Raw genomic sequence first — 19,293 nt, 5'->3', positions numbered from 1 at the left:
TACTCACTACAATCATGAAAAAGAATTTATGGATGCTGGCAGCCGCCCTTTGCATGACAGCCTGCTCGCAAAACGAGGATATCGTAATAGAGCAACCGGTCAGCGACAACGACTTCGAATCGCCGGACGGACAGCTAATCATCCAATTGGGTGGAATAGAGACACGTATAGGAGCCAGCGTAGGCGTAACACGCGCACCGCTGGATAAGCTATACGATGAGGCAGAAGGCGCTACTACCCGATTGGGCATTTTCGCCCTTGCCACCAATGACGCTACAACCAGCACCGCCATTACCGATGCCAACAGAACCGCAGCATGGGGCGATACGGAGAACTACGGAATTCTGCTGAACAATATACAGGCAGCAGTAACCGCCTGGCCCAAGCAAGACGGCTCCGACGTAAAGCCGGACGGTTTGGAAAATGACCTGGCACAGAAAATCACATTATATAAAGGCAACGCCGCAAACGGTGTGTACTACTACCCGATGCAGAAGAAATACGACTATAGCTTCTACGGCTACGCCCCTTATCAGGAAGGCCAAACCATAAGTGCCGCAAAGCCGGAAATAACATTCGCCCGTTTCGACGGCTCGCAGGACATCATCTGGAACAATGCCACCGCCGGAGAGATAGCGCCAAACAGCATTTACCTGAAAAAGGATGTAAAGAACGATGCTTCCCTGACCGGCTATAAAGCCCAATACATCCGCCAGTTGAAGTATCACCACGAACTGAACCGGACAGCCTCTGAAAAGTTACAGGACTATCCGTGGATACCCAACATCAACTTCGAGCACCAACTGGCACAGTTGCGTTTCTCCGTGATTCCCGCCACCGAGCAGTCCGAAGAGGACAGAACAGCCGTCCAAAACATGAAAGTGAAGAATATCACCATCAAAAGCCACGGCACAACGGCCACCCTCAACGTTCTGACCGGGAAACTGACCTTTACCGACAACGGTTCCCTGCTTATGCGGGAAGCCACCGACGACGGCAAAGGCAATATTACTTTTACGGACGACAATGCCGACGGAACCGTCGAAGTTCCCAAAGACATTTATGTCCAGAAATACGAAGGCGGACAATATACGCTTAACGGCGTGTCAAGCGCCAACCCGCTGATACAAGGCTATCTGATGGTGAAACCGGACATGGAACAATTCCTGATGGACGTCACCATCATGGCTCCCGATGCCAGTGGAGTGCCGCAAGACCTGATTGTACGCGACATCCCCGTCAATGCTCCCGCTCCCGCCCTCGATTCAGGCAAAAATGACAATTTGTTCTATGCCGGCTATTACTACAACGTACGTATCGGCATCTACGCCACCCAACAAATCAACGCTACCGCCACTTTAGCTACCTGGAAACCGGGCGGTGACTCCGTAGACGTACCCATAGAGTAAAGGCGGAAAGCACCCGCATAAAAACAGAAGAAGTGTAATGAGTAAAAAGAGAAACATATCGTACCTGTTCGGCCTCGCATTCCTGTTATTGGCAGGATGCGACACAGACACTGCCACAGTTCCTCTTCCCGATGACGGGGAGAGGGCTGTGGAAGTGCGGCTGAGGGCATCGGTATGCACCGTAGAGACTACCGTCGGCCGGAGCGTCATTGAAGGCACGGCCCTGAATACAGGAGATGAAATAGGTATATTCCTGATGAGAGACAGTAATTTCAGCACCCCATACTTGCAGAATCTTCCCTATCAATATGCAGAGGGCGGACAACTGAGTTTGCAGCCGGAAGGAACAAAAGTGTACTACCCTGCCCGGCAGGACACGCTCTATCTGTACGGTTATTATCCTTATACGGAAACAGCCGCTGCAGATGAAAACGGTAAAGTATCCATTCCCGTTACCGCCGCTCTGGAAGCAAAGGACGCCACAGACTACCTTTACACCGGTGAAACCAAAGGCAGCAAGAAAGCGGCTGCAACCGCAGCAGGCGTTGCTGTCTCCTTGAAACATGCCTTGGCACGGCTACGCCTCAACATATCCACCGACCGCCCCGAATATACGGCGGACTCATACCCGGTGTTGCAAAGCATTGGTTTTACCACCCGTGAGGGACAAACAGGGACAATGGACCTGCAAACAGGCGACATCACATCCGACAATCCGGACACCGGTACATCCGTCAGCTCCGATTACCGGAACGAAGCATCCCCGCTCAACCTTATCCCCGGAACACCCGGCATTCAAAAGGATTATCTGCTGCTGCCATACGGGCATGAGACTATCAGTGCGCTCCGCCGCTTGACATTCAGCATAAAAGAGCCGGACGGAAGCGAAAAAGACATCGTAGTGTTCGACGAAGCCGATGCCGGTGCAAACACTCCCCCGCTAATCGTACTGGAAGCCGGCAGCATAACCACCCTCAACATCCTATATACGCAAAACATGGCTGCAAAAGCTTCCGTAAACGACTGGAACAAGGGTACGGAACATACATTTCAATAGAACGGAACTTACAAATCCCAACCAACAAAACGCTAAAAACCGATATGCCGAAAACCAATCACCATACACTCTCTTTAAGCAGCATCTTCTTTCTGCTGCTACTTTGCAGTTTCCCTACCCTGCACGCCCAGCAACTGGCAGTAAAGACCAACGGCCTGATGCTTGCCGCCATGGCTCCCAACATCGGCTGCGAATTCGTTGTGGGCGAACGGAGCAGTATCGACATCTCGGCTTTCGGCGCAGTCAACATCTACGGCAACAAAGCCAAAATGATAGGTCTTCTGCCCGAATACCGCTATTGGTTTAACGGACGCCCCATGACACGGGAATTTGTGGGAATAGCCGCTCTCGGCGTGTCCTACGACATCACATGGGGAGACCGCATCTATCAGGGCGATGCTGCCGGCGCCGGGATTACCTTCGGCTATGCGCTGAACCTGAACCGACGCCTCAACGTAGAGTTTTACGGCGGATTCGGCGCCGTGTACTTCAAGCAAAAACAATACTACAAAAACGATAACATAGAGGACTACACCGACGGAACGGCACAAGCCAACGCCAACGGTTACAAACTGCTGCCTATCAAAATAGGTGTCTCCATATCCTATATCTTCAAATAAAGAATAACCGCCATGAAAAATTTCATCATAACATCAGCCGTTTGCATTGCTATGATTTTATCTTCCGCATCAAGCATGGCGCAACAAATCACTATCGTGTCCGGCAAAGTGCTGAACCTGCCCGAAGGTGAAAAAAAGCCGCGCCCCTTCCCCATGGGAGAGACCGTGCGTATTTTTGCTTTCAATACCGTGGCCTCGGCACGCGATGCCCTGAAAGCACTTGAAACCGGCGGTGGCGGAACATTACTCTTCGACGCCGATGCCGTGGCGGGCGCCGACGGATACTATGAAATACGTGTAGCGGAAAACGGCGCGCTAATCTTTAACGTGCAAATGAAAAACGAACTGCGCGAGGTGAATTACAAACAGGAGATAAACGCCAACATCGACGGCGGCATCGCTCTTGAGGAGGTGGAAGTTGTGGCAGAAAACCCAAACCCGCAACCCCGGCCCGTAGCCGGGAAAATAGTGGGCAACAAACTGATTGTAAACAACTCGGTAGCCATTCCCAGCAATTACGGCGCGCCCAACCGCCGGCTCATCATGCAACCTTATATCATGGACTGTACCACCGAAGAGATAGTGAGCTACATGGACCCGACAGTCATGGACGGCCCCGAATACGGACTGACGCAAGACCGCCGCATGGCCTACGACATCAGGAACGACAAACTGGCTCCCTATATCAATACCCGCCGCCAACTGGATGCCACACGCTTCAACCTGGACATCAACGACTCGGTACCCGTACCCGACCCCAGACACATTTACAGTGTATTGTCCAAAGTTATTATAGCAGACTATACCCACCCTACATACGAAGCGGAATGGAAAATGACTACCTGCAAAATAAAACGCCCGTTGCAGTTTCTGGAGTTCTCGTTCCCCGATTTTGAATTAGACCCCGATAAATACAAGGAAACGCCCCGGCGCGAACGCCGGAATACGGCAGGCAATATTTCGCTGACATTCCTTGTGGGCAAGGCTGAGCTGGATCCTGCCGACTCTGCCAACACAGTGCAGATGAACAAGTTGCAGGAAGACCTGATGAACATCGTAAACGGTGAGGGCACCACACTGAAAGAATTTAAGATAACCGGCGTATCGTCTCCCGAAGGACGCTATGCCAGCAACCTTGCGCTTGCCAAGCAACGAACGGCTTTCGCCCTACGGAAAATCACTTCGGTAATACCTGCCGCCAAATGGAGCCGGGTATACAAACATCCTACGGAAACCCGTGTTGCCACTTGGAATGAAGTGGCCGATTTACTGGAACGGGACAGCCTCACTGCGGAAGCGCGGGAGATAAGGGAAATCATCGGAAAATATAAGAATCCGGATGCGCAGTTTGCCGCCGTATCGCGTCTGCCCTACTACTCCACCATCATCAAAGAACGGCTGCCCAAACTACGCACCGTACAGTACGAATACAAACATGAAATATTCCGTGAACTGAATCCGGATGAAATATTGGACAAATACTTGCACGACCCTCAATACGCCGATGGCAAAAAATCGTTTACCCGATACGAGTACTGGCATTTGTTCCGGATGATAAAAGCCCCGGAAGAAGCGGAGAAACTTTATCGGCGCGCTTACAGGGAAACAATGGCCTACGACACGAAAGGGAAAGAAAAGCCGTGGATTCTGGCAGCAAACAACCTTGCAATAGCGCTGCTACGCAGGGATACTTTCGACGTAGAGATACTGAAACCCCTGATTGACCTTAAGCGGAAAGTGAACATGGTGGACTCTTTCAATGACGGTATCAGCATAACCAAGACTGAGGTAAACCCCGAAACAATCGTCGCCAACCAGCTCGCAATGTACATACGCGCCTATAACTTTGAAGAGGCCAGCATCCTTGCCGACAAACTTCCGGATACCGAACGCTTCCAGATGATAAAGGCATTTGCCAACTGTCTGGGCGGATACTACGACTACCGGGGTGCAGCCACCGTAAAGGAGGGCGAGGAACGTAAAAAAGTATTCAAATTGGTAAAGGAGTCGTCACCGCTCAATAATATTGTAATGTGCATGGCTATGGAAACGGACAATTACAACAAAGAAGCACAGAAAGCATTGGAAGAACTGCCTGAAACGGCCATGACTAAATACATGAAACTGGTGATTTACATCCGGGAAAAGAAACTGTATGAATGGAGCTACGATAACGCCCTCGACTTTGACGAAGCCTGCAAGAAGTTGGAAGAAATCGTCAAACTGGATGAGAAATACTACAAAATAGCCGTTAACGACGGTGAAATCAGTAAGGAATTTATGGAATATTACGACCAGGGCGACTGGAAACTTTATTAAACGGATATGGAGAGTTGAACATCATGAAGAAACCACTGATTATATTGATTGTACTGCACACACTGATACCTTTTGCCTTTGCCCAACAGCAAGCGGGCAATAATCCTTCTCCGGCAACGCATCCTAAAGATACCGTCGGCATAGGATTCGATGCTACCCGGCAGATGTTCCAAAGGCGTTACCAGCATCCGGATGCAGTGCCTTTCGACACACTATGGAAAAACAATGTATATATCTCCTTGTTTGGCGGCATGGACAAAATGATTCCGCGCGGAAACACGGATTTCAACACCGGTCCCGTGGGCGGTATCGCCGCCAATTGGCAGTTCGCCCCCGCCCATGCCCTGCGTGCCTCATTGCTGGCGGGTAACTTCTCGCGCAAAATAGACAACGAAACCCTATTGCGTTTCGGACTGCAGGCGGATTATCTGCTGAATGTATCATCCTACGTCAACGGCTACAATCCCGGACGTATCTTCGAGTTCCTGACCGTAGCGGGAGTCGGCTATCAATTATCTTCACTGGCAGGCAGAGTGGAACATGTGGCCGACCTGCATTTAGGTTTCCAACTGAAACTGCACCCTACCGCACATGTGGACTTTTATCTGGAACCCCGTTTCACCATTATGAGTGACGGCATAGACCATTCCTTTCAAAAGAACTGGCATAAATATGACATGACCTACGGTGCGACCGTAGGAATGAACTACCGCCTGAAAGCATGGAAGCCCTTCGGCAAAATGCGCATACTGGAAGGCAATCATTTTTTGGACAATACCTTTCTCAGCATCGCTGCCGGCGGGCAGTTTCAAGCTTCCCGCCTGACAAGTGAAATGGGACTGACAAACTCCATCGGCCCGCACATCAGCCTGTCTGCCGGCAAATGGCTGATACCGGCATTCGGCTTACGGCTGTCGGCATTCAAATCGGCCGATACCTGGCATAAGAAAGTAATCGCCTCTTCGGCGAGTTCGGCCGGTGAAGAGTTTTATGAGATGTCCGCATACGCCGGGGGACGCCTGGAAGGTATGCTGGATGCCACTTATTTTTTTAACGGCAGGCAACTCAATCCCAAATTCTCCGTCAATGTATTGGCGGGCGGTGAACTGGGATATATTCAAAAAGAAAATGGTTATCGGCCCGCAAAAGGCGGATATACGGGATTTACAGGCGGCTTGCAATTTAAATACCGGCTTTGGGGCGATGTTTCTTTATTTGCAGAGCCACGCACCAGTCTGGCATCCTATTCATTAAAGACCAATGAAAAGGAAGAAGGCAGATACGTAGCCAAAAAGTTCACAGACAATCTGTACAGTATCAATATAGGTATAGAGATACAACGTACCGATGAAGAAAACCGTATGGCACGCTCTTTAAACCGTGATTTGTTTAAGCCTTCTTTCTTTGTAAGCGGCGCAATCGGTTTCTCCGTTCCCATACAAATGAAGCGGTATGAACCGAAACGCTACTTCGACTACATGGCCACGATAAGTGCAGGACGCATTTTCACCCCATTGTCATCACTCCGTTTAGCAGCGGATTACGGACCTCTGTCCACAGACCGGAAAGGGAAAACCTTGGAATATGATATGGCAAGCGGAAGCCTTGACTATATGCTGAACCTTACCAATCTGATGACGGGATATGACCCCGAACGCAAATACGACGTACAGCTATCTGCCGGAATAGTGGCTTCTATGCGGATGAAACATGAGAACCGCTTCTTTATCGGCGGAGAAGCGGGACTGCAAACATCTTACCGGGTGGGTCGCCGCTTCAAGGTATTCCTCGAACCCCAAATCCGCATTTATGGCAAGGAACTGCTAATACAGGATAATGTGCAGGGGAGCGACATCATGATGTCGCTAAATGCCGGAACAAGCTTTTCGTTCTAAACGGGAACAGGTTATTTCAGAAGTTCATCAATCTTCTTAACCAAAGCCGAGAACTCTTCCGGATTATAAAGGCGGGTGAGCATCACGATGCGTCCTTCCCTATCAATCAATACATTACGGGTAATACCAGCTTGGCGCAACGCATATTTGGCGAAAATATCAGCCCCCGGGTCCAATCCCAACGGATAGGTAACGCCCGTGGACTTGCCAAAAGCTATGACTTTATTCAACGGCTCGTCACGGTCGATGCCCATTAACATGAAATCCGGATCGGACTTATGCTTCTGCCATATATCCTTTTCGATAAAAGGCATCTCCTTACGGCATACACCACACCAGCTTGCCGTAAACTGCAACATAACCACCTTGCCACGGAAATCGGAAAGCGTAACGGTCCTGCCGTCTGTCAGCGTAACGGTAAAATCGGGAGCCACCTGCCCCACTTTCACAATATAACCGGTATCGTCTGCCTCTGCTTCCTGCGCCATACCTACCATGCTGCACAATGCGAATAGGCCAAGTACCAATGATCTGAGTCGCTTCATTTTTCTTTGTTTTTAAGTATTCATAAATAGATTTCCTGTCGCAAAAGAAACTAATTAGGCATAACAAAACAAATAGAGTATGAACTCTTTGCAAATATTTAACTCATACCCCACACGAAATGCGCGGATTTACACAGACAGCATCTAATGACCGTTCAGTCATTCATAAACCGTCTTGTGTAAATCCGCGCAACTTATATTCAAAGCCTTACCGCTCCGAAAACCCGTTCCTTAGATATTGGGTTTTATGTCCAACTTCACGGGCTTAATCATGTTTTCGGGCTTCAGGATAGTATCCAAATCTTCTTTGGAAAGAATGTTGTGTTCCAGAACCAGTTCATAGACACCTTTTCCCGTTGCAAGAGCTTCTTTGGCTATCTTGGTAGAATTTTTATAACCGATAACCGGATTAAGAGCCGTAACCACACCGATGCTATCGTGTACATATCTGCGGCATACTTCCTCATTAGCGGTAATACCGTCGATACAGAGTGTGCGCAGGGTATCGAATCCGTTCATCAGCAAATCGGCAGACTCAAAACAACATTGCGCCATTACGGGTTCCATTGCATTCAGCTCCATTTGAGCTGCTTCGCCACTCATAGCCACACAAAGGTCGTTGCCGATTACCTTATAGGATATCTGATTCATTACCTCAGGGATAACCGGGTTGACCTTACCCGGCATAATGGAAGACCCCGGCTGCATGGCAGGCAGATTGATTTCTCCCAATCCGCAACGCGGACCGGATGCAAGCAGACGAAGGTCATTGCATATCTTGTTCATCTTCACCGCAACTCTTCTCATAGCCGAGGAGTAGCCTACAAGGCAAGAAGTATCCGAAGTAGCTCCCACTAAGTCACCGGACAGTTTCACGTCCCATCCGGTAAGCTTCGACAAAGCCTTCACGCATTTCTCCGCATATTCCGGTTCTGCCGCAATACCCGTGCCGATGGCGGTAGCTCCCATATTGACCGTAAGGAATTCCTCCGCCGCAAAGTTCAGGTTCTTTATCTCATTGCGCAAAATGCTGGCAAATCCGTTGAATGTCTGTCCAAGAGTCATGGGCACAGCATCTTCCAACTGCGTACGTCCCATTTTAATGATGTGTTTAAACGCTTCGGCTTTGCGTTGGAACGCATTGATCAACTCCTCAAAATGTTTCATAAGTTTGAGGTGGGTATAATACATTCCTATATGTATGGCAGTAGGATAAGCGTCATTGGTGGACTGCGAGCGATTGACATGATCGTTCGGTGAGCAGTATTGGTATTCGCCGCGTTTATATCCCATGATTTCAAGCGCGCGATTAGCTATTACCTCATTGGCATTCATATTGGTAGTGGTGCCTGCTCCCCCCTGAATCATGTCTACCGGGAACTGCTCGTGGTGCTTGCCTTCGAGTATCTCCTTACAGGCTTTAAGGATAGCATCCGTTTGCTGCCCGGTAAGCAGACCAAGTTCGGAATTGGCAATGGCTGCTCCCATTTTGGTAATGGCAAGAGCGTTGATAAACAAAGGATATTCGTTCAGATGAAATTTACTGATACGGAAATTCTCGATACCTCTGAGAGTCTGTACTCCATACATGGCGCTTTCCGGTATTTCACGGCTGCCGATTAAATCGCTTTCTGTGCGAGTTTTTGTAGATAGTTCTTCTTTCATAATATATGTTTATTAACTATTTCAATAAGCGGTCATCAAAGAATAACCAAAGATAGCATAAATTGTTTTGTAAACAATAATACTTATTATTAGGTTAACAACATTTAATACAAGCCTTTTTATACACATATTACTATATATAATATGACAAAATGTAAGAATACACAGGATTATCACCCCAAACCACTAAACAGTTAATATATGCTTAATTTAGAAAATATAAAATAATAAATACAACAAATTCACCCCCTATTATTGTTATATAAGGGATTATTTTAGAAATTAGCCAATAGTAGAGAACATAACAACCTTATCTAATTTTTTAAATAATAAGTATATGGTTTTACAATTATTATTTGTACTGACCGCTATTATCATAGGTGCACGCTTAGGCGGCATAGGTCTCGGAGTAATGGGCGGCGTAGGTTTGGGCATACTGACTTTTGTATTTGGCTTACAACCCACTGCACCACCGATAGACGTAATGTTGATGATAGCCGCCGTTATTTCCGCAGCTTCCTGCATGCAGGCGGCCGGCGGACTTGATTACATGGTAAAGTTAGCAGAAAAACTGCTGCGCAAGAACCCGTCTCAGGTTACTATCCTCAGCCCCATCGTCACCTACCTGTTTACTTTCGTAGCCGGTACAGGACACGTGGCATACTCGGTTCTTCCCGTCATTGCCGAAGTTGCAACCGAAACCAAAATCAGACCTGAGCGTCCGCTGGGTATCGCTGTCATCGCTTCACAGCAGGCTATCACGGCAAGTCCCATTTCGGCGGCTACGGTTGCACTGCTCGGTCTGCTTGCCGGATTCGACATCACTTTATTCGACATACTTAAAATAACGATTCCGGCAACAATTCTCGGCGTACTGGTAGGCGCATTGTGCTCCATGCGCGTGGGAAAAGAACTGATTGACGACCCGGAATATCAAAAACGTATGGCAGAAGGCTACTTCGACGGTAAGAAAGTGAAAATCGACGATGTAACAAACAAACGCCATGCTATGATTTCGGTACTCATATTTATCCTTGCCACGGCATTCATCGTTCTTTTCGGCTCATTCGAAGGGATGCGTCCTTCTTTCCTGATTGACGGAAAAACAGTTTCCTTAGGGATGTCCGCCATTATCGAAATCATCATGCTTTCGGCTGCCGCCCTCATTTTGCTGGTAACTAAGACAGACGGAATAAAAGCAACACAAGGCTCTGTCTTCCCGGCTGGAATGCAGGCTGTAATCGCCATCTTCGGCATTGCCTGGATGGGCGATACGTTCCTGAATGGAAATATGGCGCAACTCACCGCCTCTATCGAAGGTATCGTACGCCAGATGCCCTGGCTGTTCGGCATCGCTTTGTTCGTCATGTCTATCCTGCTGTACAGTCAGGCAGCCACAGTACGTGCTTTAGTACCGCTGGGCATTGCTTTGGGCATATCGCCATATATGCTGATAGCCATGTTTCCTGCCGTAAACGGGTATTTCTTCATCCCGAACTACCCTACCGTAGTTGCAGCCATCAACTTTGACCGTACGGGAACCACCCGAATCGGTAAATATATACTCAACCACTCTTTTATGATGCCGGGTATCGTCTCTACGGCAGTTGCCATAGCCTTGGGATTATTATTCATACAATTTTTCTAAGCATATTTACCTTTAACCTATTTTTTAATTCAAACAAATTAAGTTATGAAAAGATTAGAAAAACTCAGCATGGTAGCCGTTATGCTACTGCTTTCCGTCACAATGGCTTTCGCTCAGCAGAAGCCTAACATCCATATCCTTGCCACCGGCGGAACCATTGCCGGAACCGGAACATCTGCAACCGCCACCAACTATACTGCCGGACAAGTAGCCATCGGTACGCTGCTCGATGCCGTACCCGAACTTAAAAACATAGCTAACGTAACCGGCGAACAAATTGTCAAGATAGGTTCACAAGACATGAACGATGATGTATGGCTGACTCTTGCAAAGAAAATCAACCAGCTTCTGAAACGCTCTGACATCGACGGCATCGTAATTACCCACGGAACCGATACGATGGAAGAAACGGCCTATTTCCTCAACCTGACGGTCAAGAGCGACAAACCGGTAGTTCTGGTCGGAGCAATGCGCCCCTCTACCGCAATCAGCGCCGACGGACCTCTTAACTTATACAATGCCGTCGTTGTGGCCGGAGCAAAAGAGTCCAAAGGGAAAGGTGTTTTAGTGGCAATGAACGGAAGCGTGCTTGGTGCTGCAAGCGTATTGAAGATGAACACTGTTGACGTGCAGACCTTCCAAGCTCCCAACGCGGGTGCACTCGGTTATGTACTGAACGGCAAGGTCACGTATAATATGTCGTCTGTAAAGAAACACACCACCCACTCGGTATTTGATGTTACCAATCTGAACTCACTCCCCAAAGTGGGAATTGTCTACAGCTATTCAAACATCGAGGCTGACATGGTGACCCCGATGCTAAGCAATGGCTATAAGGGTATCATCCATGCAGGAGTAGGCAATGGAAACATTCACAAGAATATATTCCCCGTATTAACGGAAGCCCGCAAAAAAGGTATTCTCGTAGTCCGTTCGTCAAGAGTGCCGACGGGTCCCACTTCGCTCGATGCAGAAGTAGACGACGCACAGTATCAGTTTGTCGCATCACAGGAACTGAATCCCCAGAAAGCACGTGTCCTGCTGATGCTTGCACTGACCAAAACCACCGACTGGAAACAGATTCAGGAATATTTCAACGAATATTAAAAACAGATAGAAATGATAAAGAAACTCACATTTATACTTCTGGCTGCGGGCTGTACACAAATCATGTACGCCCAAAGCACGGAGAAGAACGAGAAGTTCCTTGAAAACAAGACCCTGTTTGAAGAACTCACCAATGTAAAGAAAAAACAAGATAAGTTCAACTTATTCCTCAATATGCAGGGCAGCTTCGATGCAAACTTCCGCGACGGCTTCGAAGAGGGAGCTTTCAAAATGAGGCAACTCCGCATTGAAGCCAAAGGAAATATCAACAACTGGCTTTCATACCGATACAGGCAACGGCTGAACCGCTCGAACGACAGTAGCGGCAACATAGACAACCTTCCTACTTCCATCGACATTGCAGGGATAGGTGTGAAACTGGGAAAAGGATTTTCTATTTTTGCCGGTAAGCAATGCACCGCATACGGCGGTATCGAGTTCGACCTGAATCCTATCGAGATATATGAATACAGCGATATGATTGAGAACATGAGCAACTTCATGACCGGTTTGAACATCGGATATGACATCAATGCCCACCAGCAGTTGAACCTGCAAATACTGGACAGCCGCAACGGCTCTTTCAACAAGACGTATGGAGTTGAAACCGAAGACGGCGAACAGCCTGCCATAGAATCGGGCAAGCTGCCGCTCGTATACACCCTGAACTGGAACGGTAATTTCAATGACATATTCAAGACACGCTGGTCCGCCTCTATCATGAATGAAGCAAAGGACAAGAATCTTTATTATTTTGCATTCGGTAATGAATTGAACTTGAATAAGTTCAACATGTTCCTCGACTTCATGTACTCCAAAGAAGGTATCGACCGCAAGGGTATCATGACAGGGATAACGGGCAGTATGGAAGGACACAATGCTTTCGATGCCGGATATTTTTCAATGGTAACCAAGTTGAATTACCGTTTCCTGCCTAAATGGAACGCTTTCGTAAAAGGAATGTATGAAACAGCATCTCTCACCAAACAGCAGGGAGATTTGGAAAAAGGCAAATACCGCACCGCATGGGGTTATTTTGCCGGTGTGGAGTTCTAGGGTCAATGTAAAAACCTGAGGGGTAATATTTGTAAAAATCCTATCTTTGCATAAAACTAACTCAGAAATCTTATGGACAACAACGGCTACCGTCTCCTTCTTCCTGAAGGGACATTGGATTATTTCATCATCTCGGACGTAAAGGAAAGCGCATCGGAAATAGTGATTTATTTAGAAGAAAAGAATGAAGTTCCTAAAGAATACGCAGGAATGAAAGTTGAGAGCAAGGGTTTTTTACGAACCTGTTGTGGTTCAGGATTTCCCCATACGCGGCAAGAAGCTTTTTCTGAACGTGCGCCGGCGCAGGTGGGTTGTCAAGGATGAGAACCGTTACGTGAGCCGTGACTGGAAACTGGTTGCCGGTGGTAGCCGTATGACGCATGAATTTGCGTCTTTTTTAAAAGAATTATATTGATAAGCTGCCGGTGGGCTGCAGGCTGTTGGGAACGCTGTTCGGGGTCGACGGGGAACTGCTCGAGCGGCAATACCGGAATCACCTGAGCGGTTATCTCTGTTGGGAGCAGCTTCCTCATGCCGAAGAATGGCTTCTTTTCGAGAAGAACATCGGTGTTTATGTGGGACTGGATGAAGTCTGCCTTTCCCGCGGAGAATTATATACCGTGTTGATAAACAAGGAGAGAAAAGGCCGTTCGGGCAGTCTTATCGCCGTTGTGAAAGGAACAGATGTAAAGACCGTGACCTCCGTACTGCTCCGTCTTTCCCGCCGCAGACGCTTTCAGGTCAGGGAGATAACCATGGATATGGCTCCGAACATGGAGCAGATCGCCCGCCTCTGTTTTCCCGCCGCACGCCGCGTCACAGACCGTTTCCATGTGCAGAAACTCGCTTATGAGGCGGTTCAGGATATGCGCGTTAAAGCACGTTGGGAGGCTTTGGACGAAGAATCCGTTCAGATCGCCCATGCCAAAGCCTGCGGGAAGATATATCATGCGCCGGTCTTTGAAAACGGTGATTCACGCAAACAGCTTCTTTCGAGAAGCATTTACCTGTTATATAAGAAGGAATCCTTGTGGACGGAATCACAGCGCGTACGCGCCGGCATCCTGTTCCGGGAGTATCCCGATATTAAGAAAGCATACGGCTCAGCGGAAATATCTGGTTGGTAAGTTTTAAAATTAGCTATCTTTGCTTACCTTTGTTTTATGAAACCCGCACAACTCCTTCGTGCCATCCTTCCGGATGTGCTTATAGACAACTTTGATATTGTCAATTTCGACAAGAGTGCTGACCGTTTTGATATTTATCTTGATGAAAAAAAAGTTCAACTAAAAGAAGATAAGATCAATCCGGATATCATATCCTATGGTTTTGGTGAGTATCGTACAATCCAAGACTATCCTATTCGTGGTCGCGCCACTTATCTCCATGTTCGTAAACGTAAATGGCTTGACAAATCTTCCAATGAAATCTTCAGTTATGACTGGGATTTATCCGAATTTGACGGTACACGGCTCAATTCTGAGTTCGTCTCTTTTTTAAAAGAAGGAGATTGAATCTACTCCTGTGAGCATCAGTGTGCTTGCGGAACGTTATGGCGTAAAAGGGCAGACTCTTCGTAAACAATACAAGGAGAAAATCAGTGATTACCGGAACTGGGATCAGCTCGAACATGCGCATGACTATCTCCTTTATCCTGAAAATATTGGAGAAAAGCTTTCTTTGGATGAAACTTGCCTGAGCAATGGAGATGTTTATACGATTCTGACCAATAAAGCAGCTAAAGGTCGTAAGGGTGCTTTAGTTGCAATAGTTCGTGGAGTGGCCACAGATGCGGTAAGCGGAATCTTGCGCAGGCTTCCGCACCGGAAACGGCTGTCTGTCAAGACTGTCACTACAGATTTATCTTCAGCCATGATGCTGACAGTCAGAAAGGTGTTTCCTGCCGCAAAGCTGATCAATGACCGTTTTCATGTACAGCAGCTCATGTCTGAAGCTGTTGACCAGTTAAGAATACGCTATCGGTGGAAAGTACTTGATGCGGAAAATCAGGCTATCAGGGAGCATCGCCAAAAGAAGAAAGAAACAAAGAGTAAGGCGGAAAGGGAAAGAATAGGGAAATGGGAACCTGAAAGAATGGAGAACGGAGAAACCCTGTCACAGATAGTAAGCAGAAGCAAGCACATTATACTGAAACACTGGAGCAAATGGAATGAACAGCAAAAGACCAGGGCTGCCATTCTCTTTGATAAATTCCCCAAGCTTCTGGAAGGATACAGCCTTAGCATGAAACTGACAGACATCTTCAACAAGAAGTCAGGTCTCGATGAAGCAAGGCTAAATCTCGCAAGATGGTACAATGAAGTGGAAAAGTTTGACTATATGGAGTTCAACAAGGTACTTGATACGTTTTCAAACCATAGTACGACCATCATAAATTATTTTGAAGAACGATTGACAAATGCTTCAGCGGAGTCGTTCAATGCTAAAATCAAAGCTTTTCGAAGCCAGTTAAGAGGGGTGGCTGATCTGAAATTCTTCATGTTCAGACTGGCTAGGCTATACGCTTAAAAGAAAGCTTGCCAACCGGGGAAATCCGCTGACCCAAGCATACTACCTCTCCATGAGGCTCGGACTGATATACCACCAATGCAGGTACAAGGATGCGGCATTGACGCATCTTGCCCGCTGGTATGACGAGGTGGAAAAATCAGGGTTTCTTGCTTTCGGAAGAGTGGCACGTTCCGTACAGATGCATTACCGGGAAATAATCAACTTCTTTGACAGACGTTCAACAAACGCTGCTTCCGAATCGTTCAATGCAAAAATAAAGGAGTTCCGCACACAATTCAGAGGAGTAAAGGACAGAGCTTTCTTCCTGTTCAGACTGGCGAAAATTTATGCATAAGCTATGAATCCCTCAGGTTTTTACGTTGACCCTCCCTCAGATTGTTACGTTGACCCCTTTTATTATGCTTAACCTACAAATCCCTCACGTTGATTTTGTAGTACCAATGTAGTACCATTTTTGCTTATCTTAAAATAAAACCCCTCCCAGAAATTATCTGAAAGGGGTGTTTGAGGTTCCTGGCGGATTCGAACCGCCGTACACGGTTTTGCAGACCGCTGACTAAGCCACTCATCCAAGGAACCAATCTTTCTCGTTTGCGGTTGCAAAGGTAGTCATTTTTTTGAAACTACCAACTATCAACAGCATTTTTTCTTTATTTCTTTTTTACCGTCACTGCATTCCAAGCGTTTCTTTTCGTACAATTGCTTTAATTCACAGCCTGTTGCACAATTCTCGCAAGGATTACGTTTTTCTTTTACTTTCATGAAAAAAGCATAAACACGCTGTCCAATACGGACGATACACAACAATAAAATGAGAGCTACCGCCCAATTTTGCCAATTACTCATCCAAACAGCCCCCCTATCTGATAAATTGCAAAGGACACCACCCATGCAAGGACAGTAGTGTACACCGCTGCAAACAAAGCCCATTTCCAACTGCCCGATTCTCCTTTAATGGCCGCTAAGGTGGCGATGCACGGGAAATATATCAATACAAACACCATATAGCCAAAAGCCACCAACGGAGTAATCGGAATCCGTTCGCCCAAGCTCACCGCATCGGCTTCGGCATCATCTGCATACAGAACTCCCAGCGTACTTACCACCAGTTCCTTGGCCCCTACACCGGAAAGGATACCGACACCCAGTTTCCAATCAAAGCCTAACGGCTCTATCACCGGTTCAACAGCCTTGCCTATTCTGCCGATATACGAGTTTTCCTGCTGTTCGGCCACATCCTGATATGCATCGTGGTCCGGATAATACCCCAACGCCCATATCACAATGGAAGCCACCATGATGATACCTCCCATTTTGCGCAGATATTGCGCGCCTTTCTCCCAAGTATGGCGAAAAATGGACTTCGACGTCGGTATGCGGTAAGGAGGAAGCTCCATAACAAACGGCGTGTCATCTCCCTTTACCAGAAAGCGACAGAAAAGTCGTGCCATAACCACAGCCAGTAAAATGCCGATAGCATAGATTATCAGCAATACCAAACTGGCATTGTTCGGGAAAAACGCCCCCACCAACAGCAAATAAATAGGCAAACGTGCACTGCACGACATCAGCGGATTGATAAGCATGGTCACCAGTCGGCTCTTCCGGTTTTCAATAGTACGCGAGGCCATAATAGCCGGTACATTGCAACCGAATCCCATAATCAGAGGGATAAAAGACTTGCCGTGCAGACCCATCTTATGCATTATCTTATCCATGATAAAGGCGGCACGCGCCATATATCCGGAATCCTCCATCAAAGATATGAAGAAATATAGAATCAAGATATTGGGCAAAAAGACAATCACCCCGCCTACACCGCCGATAATGCCGTCCACCAACAAATCCTTCAGCGGTCCTTCAGACATGTTGTCACGCACCAGACTGCCCAACGCACCTACCAGCCATTCAATGCCCTGCATGGGATAATCTCCCAAGATGAATGTTCCTTCAAACATCAGATACAGGAACAGAAAAAAGATGGGATACCCCCATACTCGATGTGTCACAATGGAATCTATCACACGCGTTGTACGTGCCGTATCCTCTTGCTTGTCCACATAGGTTTCGCGAAGCGCACCGGCGATAAAACCGTATTTGGCATCTGTAATGGCCTGCTCGCTATCTTCGTTTATTACATTACGCAGGCGTTGCACTTCGCGGTTACGGACTTCAATAATATCCTTCCCATTGGGAAACTCCTGTACGGTCTTCTCCAAATCCTCGTCATTCTCCAGCAACTTAATAGCAAGAAAGCGCGTGGAGTATTTATACCGTATATTCTCGTTGACACTGATTATGCGTTTCACCTCTTCAATGCTCCGCTCCAATTCCGGCCCGTGATTGATATGGATGTGGCGGTAAAAGCCTGCCGGATGCTCCTTCTCCTCCTTATGAGTGCCGAAGTCATGGTCGGGTACATACTCCTTGTGCCAGTTGCGCAAATCATTCAGGATTTCGGCACGTATCTTACCTTTTTTATCCAGAAAATCACCACCCTCGTAAATGCCGATGATAATATGGAAAAGCTGTTCTATGCCTTTTCCGGTGCGACTGATGGTAGGCAGCATCGGCACGCCAAACAACTGACCGAGTTTTACGTAATCCAACGTGTTCCCGCTTGCTTCCAGTTCGTCGTACATGTTAAGCGCGATAACCATGCGCACGTTCATGTCAATCAACTGGGTGGTGAGATACAGGTTCCGTTCCAGATTGGAAGAGTCCACCACATTAATAATGATATCCGGAGTTTCGTTGATGATGTGATGGCGCACATAAATCTCTTCGGGAGAATAGGCAGAAAGCGAATAAGTGCCAGGCAAGTCGACGATGCGGAAATGATACCCCTGAAAGTCAAAATACCCCTCTTTAGCATCTACGGTGACACCGCTGTAATTACCCACATGCTCGTGCGAACCCGAGGCGATGTTGAAAAGGGATGTCTTGCCGCAATTGGGATTACCCACCAAAGCAACATTGATGGTGCGGCGTTTTCCTAAAGCGATACGTTTCAGTTCCTCTTCGTCCAAACGCATATCTTCGCTCCATCCCTCGTGATAGTCGAGCTGCACGGACTCCCGACACATTTCCTTTTCACCGACAATCTCAATCATCTCAGCTTCCTGACGCCGTAAAGAGATTTCATATCCCATCACCTTATACTTGATGGGGTCTTTCAGAGGGGCGTTCAGCAACACCTCAACGGTTTTCCCTTTGATAAATCCCATTTCCACGATTCGCTTACGGAAACCTCCGTGTCCCAGCACTTTAACGATTACTCCCTTCTCACCGGTTTTCAATTCGGACAAACGCATAGTCTTCTGCCTTTTTTATTTTTGCCGCAAAGATAAAGGATAAGTCCGTATAGCGCAAACAATTTAGAATGTTTTTAAATAAGAGGTATCAAAGAGAGCCGATTCTGCATTGTAAGCAAGCTGACA

Annotated in this window: 14 protein-coding genes, 1 tRNA gene and 3 pseudogenes; 13 read left to right on the top strand and 5 right to left on the bottom strand. The window is 47.4% G+C overall.

Going from position 1 to position 19,293, the window contains the following annotated elements:
- The first annotated feature begins 14 nt into the window (after positions 1 to 14).
- From NQ565_RS09430 to NQ565_RS09410, 5 genes are all read left to right on the top strand, one after another.
- Positions 15 to 1,409 (top strand): fimbrillin family protein, encoded by a 1,395-nt coding sequence (locus tag NQ565_RS09430; protein ID WP_040315554.1) that lies wholly within the window; start codon positions 15 to 17, stop codon positions 1,407 to 1,409.
- A gap of 37 nt (positions 1,410 to 1,446) precedes the next feature.
- Positions 1,447 to 2,466: a fimbrillin family protein gene (locus NQ565_RS09425; protein WP_005652694.1), complete on the top strand. Its 1,020-nt coding sequence runs from the start codon at positions 1,447 to 1,449 to the stop codon at positions 2,464 to 2,466.
- Positions 2,467 to 2,510: 44 nt separating this feature from the next.
- Positions 2,511 to 3,086 (top strand): DUF3575 domain-containing protein, encoded by a 576-nt coding sequence (locus NQ565_RS09420; protein ID WP_005652695.1) that lies wholly within the window; start codon positions 2,511 to 2,513, stop codon positions 3,084 to 3,086.
- Between the two features lie 75 nt (positions 3,087 to 3,161).
- The gene (locus NQ565_RS09415) at positions 3,162 to 5,405 is read left to right on the top strand and encodes a hypothetical protein (protein ID WP_005652696.1); all 2,244 of its coding nucleotides are present in this window, start codon (positions 3,162 to 3,164) and stop codon (positions 5,403 to 5,405) included.
- 23 nt (positions 5,406 to 5,428) lie between these two features.
- On the top strand, positions 5,429 to 7,300 hold the full coding sequence (locus tag NQ565_RS09410; protein ID WP_005652698.1) for a hypothetical protein: 1,872 nt from the start codon (positions 5,429 to 5,431) through the stop codon (positions 7,298 to 7,300).
- Positions 7,301 to 7,311: 11 nt separating this feature from the next.
- Here NQ565_RS09410 and NQ565_RS09405 read toward each other — a convergent pair whose 3' ends face one another.
- Together NQ565_RS09405 and NQ565_RS09400 are read right to left on the bottom strand one after the other, a co-directional pair.
- Positions 7,312 to 7,845: a TlpA family protein disulfide reductase gene (locus tag NQ565_RS09405; protein ID WP_016662172.1), complete on the bottom strand. Its 534-nt coding sequence runs from the start codon at positions 7,843 to 7,845 to the stop codon at positions 7,312 to 7,314.
- Positions 7,846 to 8,076: 231 nt separating this feature from the next.
- Positions 8,077 to 9,510, bottom strand: a complete 1,434-nt coding sequence (locus NQ565_RS09400) for an aspartate ammonia-lyase (RefSeq protein ID WP_005652703.1) — start codon at positions 9,508 to 9,510, stop codon at positions 8,077 to 8,079.
- A 337-nt stretch (positions 9,511 to 9,847) separates the two neighbouring features.
- Here NQ565_RS09400 and NQ565_RS09395 point away from each other — a divergent pair, with 337 nt between their 5' ends.
- The 8 genes and pseudogenes from NQ565_RS09395 to NQ565_RS09360 form a co-directional block, all read left to right on the top strand.
- Positions 9,848 to 11,158, top strand: a complete 1,311-nt coding sequence (locus NQ565_RS09395) for an anaerobic C4-dicarboxylate transporter family protein (protein WP_005652705.1) — start codon at positions 9,848 to 9,850, stop codon at positions 11,156 to 11,158.
- A gap of 45 nt (positions 11,159 to 11,203) precedes the next feature.
- Positions 11,204 to 12,265, top strand: coding sequence for an L-asparaginase 2 (gene ansB, locus NQ565_RS09390; RefSeq protein WP_005652708.1), 1,062 nt, complete (start codon positions 11,204 to 11,206; stop codon positions 12,263 to 12,265).
- A gap of 15 nt (positions 12,266 to 12,280) precedes the next feature.
- Positions 12,281 to 13,318: pseudogene (locus tag NQ565_RS09385) on the top strand (porin); the annotation flags it as partial.
- Between the two features lie 75 nt (positions 13,319 to 13,393).
- A pseudogene (locus NQ565_RS09380) lies at positions 13,394 to 13,736 on the top strand (ISAon1 family transposase N-terminal region protein).
- Between the two features lie 10 nt (positions 13,737 to 13,746).
- Positions 13,747 to 14,448 carry an ISAon1 family transposase gene (locus NQ565_RS09375; protein WP_005652718.1) on the top strand — a complete coding sequence of 234 codons (702 nt, stop codon included), beginning with the start codon at positions 13,747 to 13,749 and terminating at the stop codon, positions 14,446 to 14,448.
- Positions 14,449 to 14,484: 36 nt separating this feature from the next.
- Positions 14,485 to 14,835 (top strand): ISAon1 family transposase N-terminal region protein, encoded by a 351-nt coding sequence (locus NQ565_RS09370; RefSeq protein ID WP_005652161.1) that lies wholly within the window; start codon positions 14,485 to 14,487, stop codon positions 14,833 to 14,835.
- Between the two features lie 10 nt (positions 14,836 to 14,845).
- Complete coding sequence (locus NQ565_RS09365; RefSeq protein ID WP_040315496.1) at positions 14,846 to 15,850, top strand: ISAon1 family transposase; 1,005 nt, start codon at positions 14,846 to 14,848, stop codon at positions 15,848 to 15,850.
- A 16-nt stretch (positions 15,851 to 15,866) separates the two neighbouring features.
- Positions 15,867 to 16,187 (top strand): annotated as a pseudogene (locus NQ565_RS09360) (transposase); the annotation flags it as partial.
- A gap of 173 nt (positions 16,188 to 16,360) precedes the next feature.
- Here the strand turns inward: NQ565_RS09360 and NQ565_RS09355 are convergent.
- From NQ565_RS09355 to feoB, 3 genes are all read right to left on the bottom strand, one after another.
- Positions 16,361 to 16,432: transfer RNA gene (locus NQ565_RS09355), tRNA-Cys, on the bottom strand.
- Positions 16,433 to 16,486: 54 nt separating this feature from the next.
- The gene (locus tag NQ565_RS09350) at positions 16,487 to 16,699 is read right to left on the bottom strand and encodes a hypothetical protein (RefSeq protein WP_005652720.1); all 213 of its coding nucleotides are present in this window, start codon (positions 16,697 to 16,699) and stop codon (positions 16,487 to 16,489) included.
- Positions 16,696 to 19,167, bottom strand: a complete 2,472-nt coding sequence (gene feoB / locus NQ565_RS09345) for a ferrous iron transport protein B (RefSeq protein ID WP_005652722.1) — start codon at positions 19,165 to 19,167, stop codon at positions 16,696 to 16,698. Before feoB ends, NQ565_RS09350 begins: the two co-directional genes overlap by 4 nt.
- Positions 19,168 to 19,293: the final 126 nt, after the last annotated feature.

Origin of the sequence: Bacteroides stercoris ATCC 43183 (assembly GCF_025147325.1) — a bacterium.
Lineage (GTDB): Bacteria > Bacteroidota > Bacteroidia > Bacteroidales > Bacteroidaceae > Bacteroides > Bacteroides stercoris.
This window is presented reverse-complemented; position numbering and strand designations above follow the sequence as displayed.

Excerpts from the sequence above, each read along its gene's own strand:
- NQ565_RS09415 (WP_005652696.1), top strand. The coding sequence starts at position 3,162 with ATGGCGCAACAAATCACTATCGTGTCCGGCAAAGTGCTGAACCTGCCC.
- NQ565_RS09405 (WP_016662172.1), bottom strand. The coding sequence starts at position 7,845 with ATGAAGCGACTCAGATCATTGGTACTTGGCCTATTCGCATTGTGCAGC.
- NQ565_RS09400 (WP_005652703.1), bottom strand. The coding sequence starts at position 9,510 with ATGAAAGAAGAACTATCTACAAAAACTCGCACAGAAAGCGATTTAATC.
- NQ565_RS09425 (WP_005652694.1), top strand. The coding sequence starts at position 1,447 with ATGAGTAAAAAGAGAAACATATCGTACCTGTTCGGCCTCGCATTCCTG.
- NQ565_RS09395 (WP_005652705.1), top strand. The coding sequence starts at position 9,848 with ATGGTTTTACAATTATTATTTGTACTGACCGCTATTATCATAGGTGCA.
- NQ565_RS09410 (WP_005652698.1), top strand. The coding sequence starts at position 5,429 with ATGAAGAAACCACTGATTATATTGATTGTACTGCACACACTGATACCT.
- NQ565_RS09420 (WP_005652695.1), top strand. The coding sequence starts at position 2,511 with ATGCCGAAAACCAATCACCATACACTCTCTTTAAGCAGCATCTTCTTT.
- NQ565_RS09370 (WP_005652161.1), top strand. The coding sequence starts at position 14,485 with ATGAAACCCGCACAACTCCTTCGTGCCATCCTTCCGGATGTGCTTATA.
- NQ565_RS09430 (WP_040315554.1), top strand. The coding sequence starts at position 15 with ATGAAAAAGAATTTATGGATGCTGGCAGCCGCCCTTTGCATGACAGCC.
- NQ565_RS09350 (WP_005652720.1), bottom strand. The coding sequence starts at position 16,699 with ATGAGTAATTGGCAAAATTGGGCGGTAGCTCTCATTTTATTGTTGTGT.
- feoB (WP_005652722.1), bottom strand. The coding sequence starts at position 19,167 with ATGCGTTTGTCCGAATTGAAAACCGGTGAGAAGGGAGTAATCGTTAAA.
- ansB (WP_005652708.1), top strand. The coding sequence starts at position 11,204 with ATGAAAAGATTAGAAAAACTCAGCATGGTAGCCGTTATGCTACTGCTT.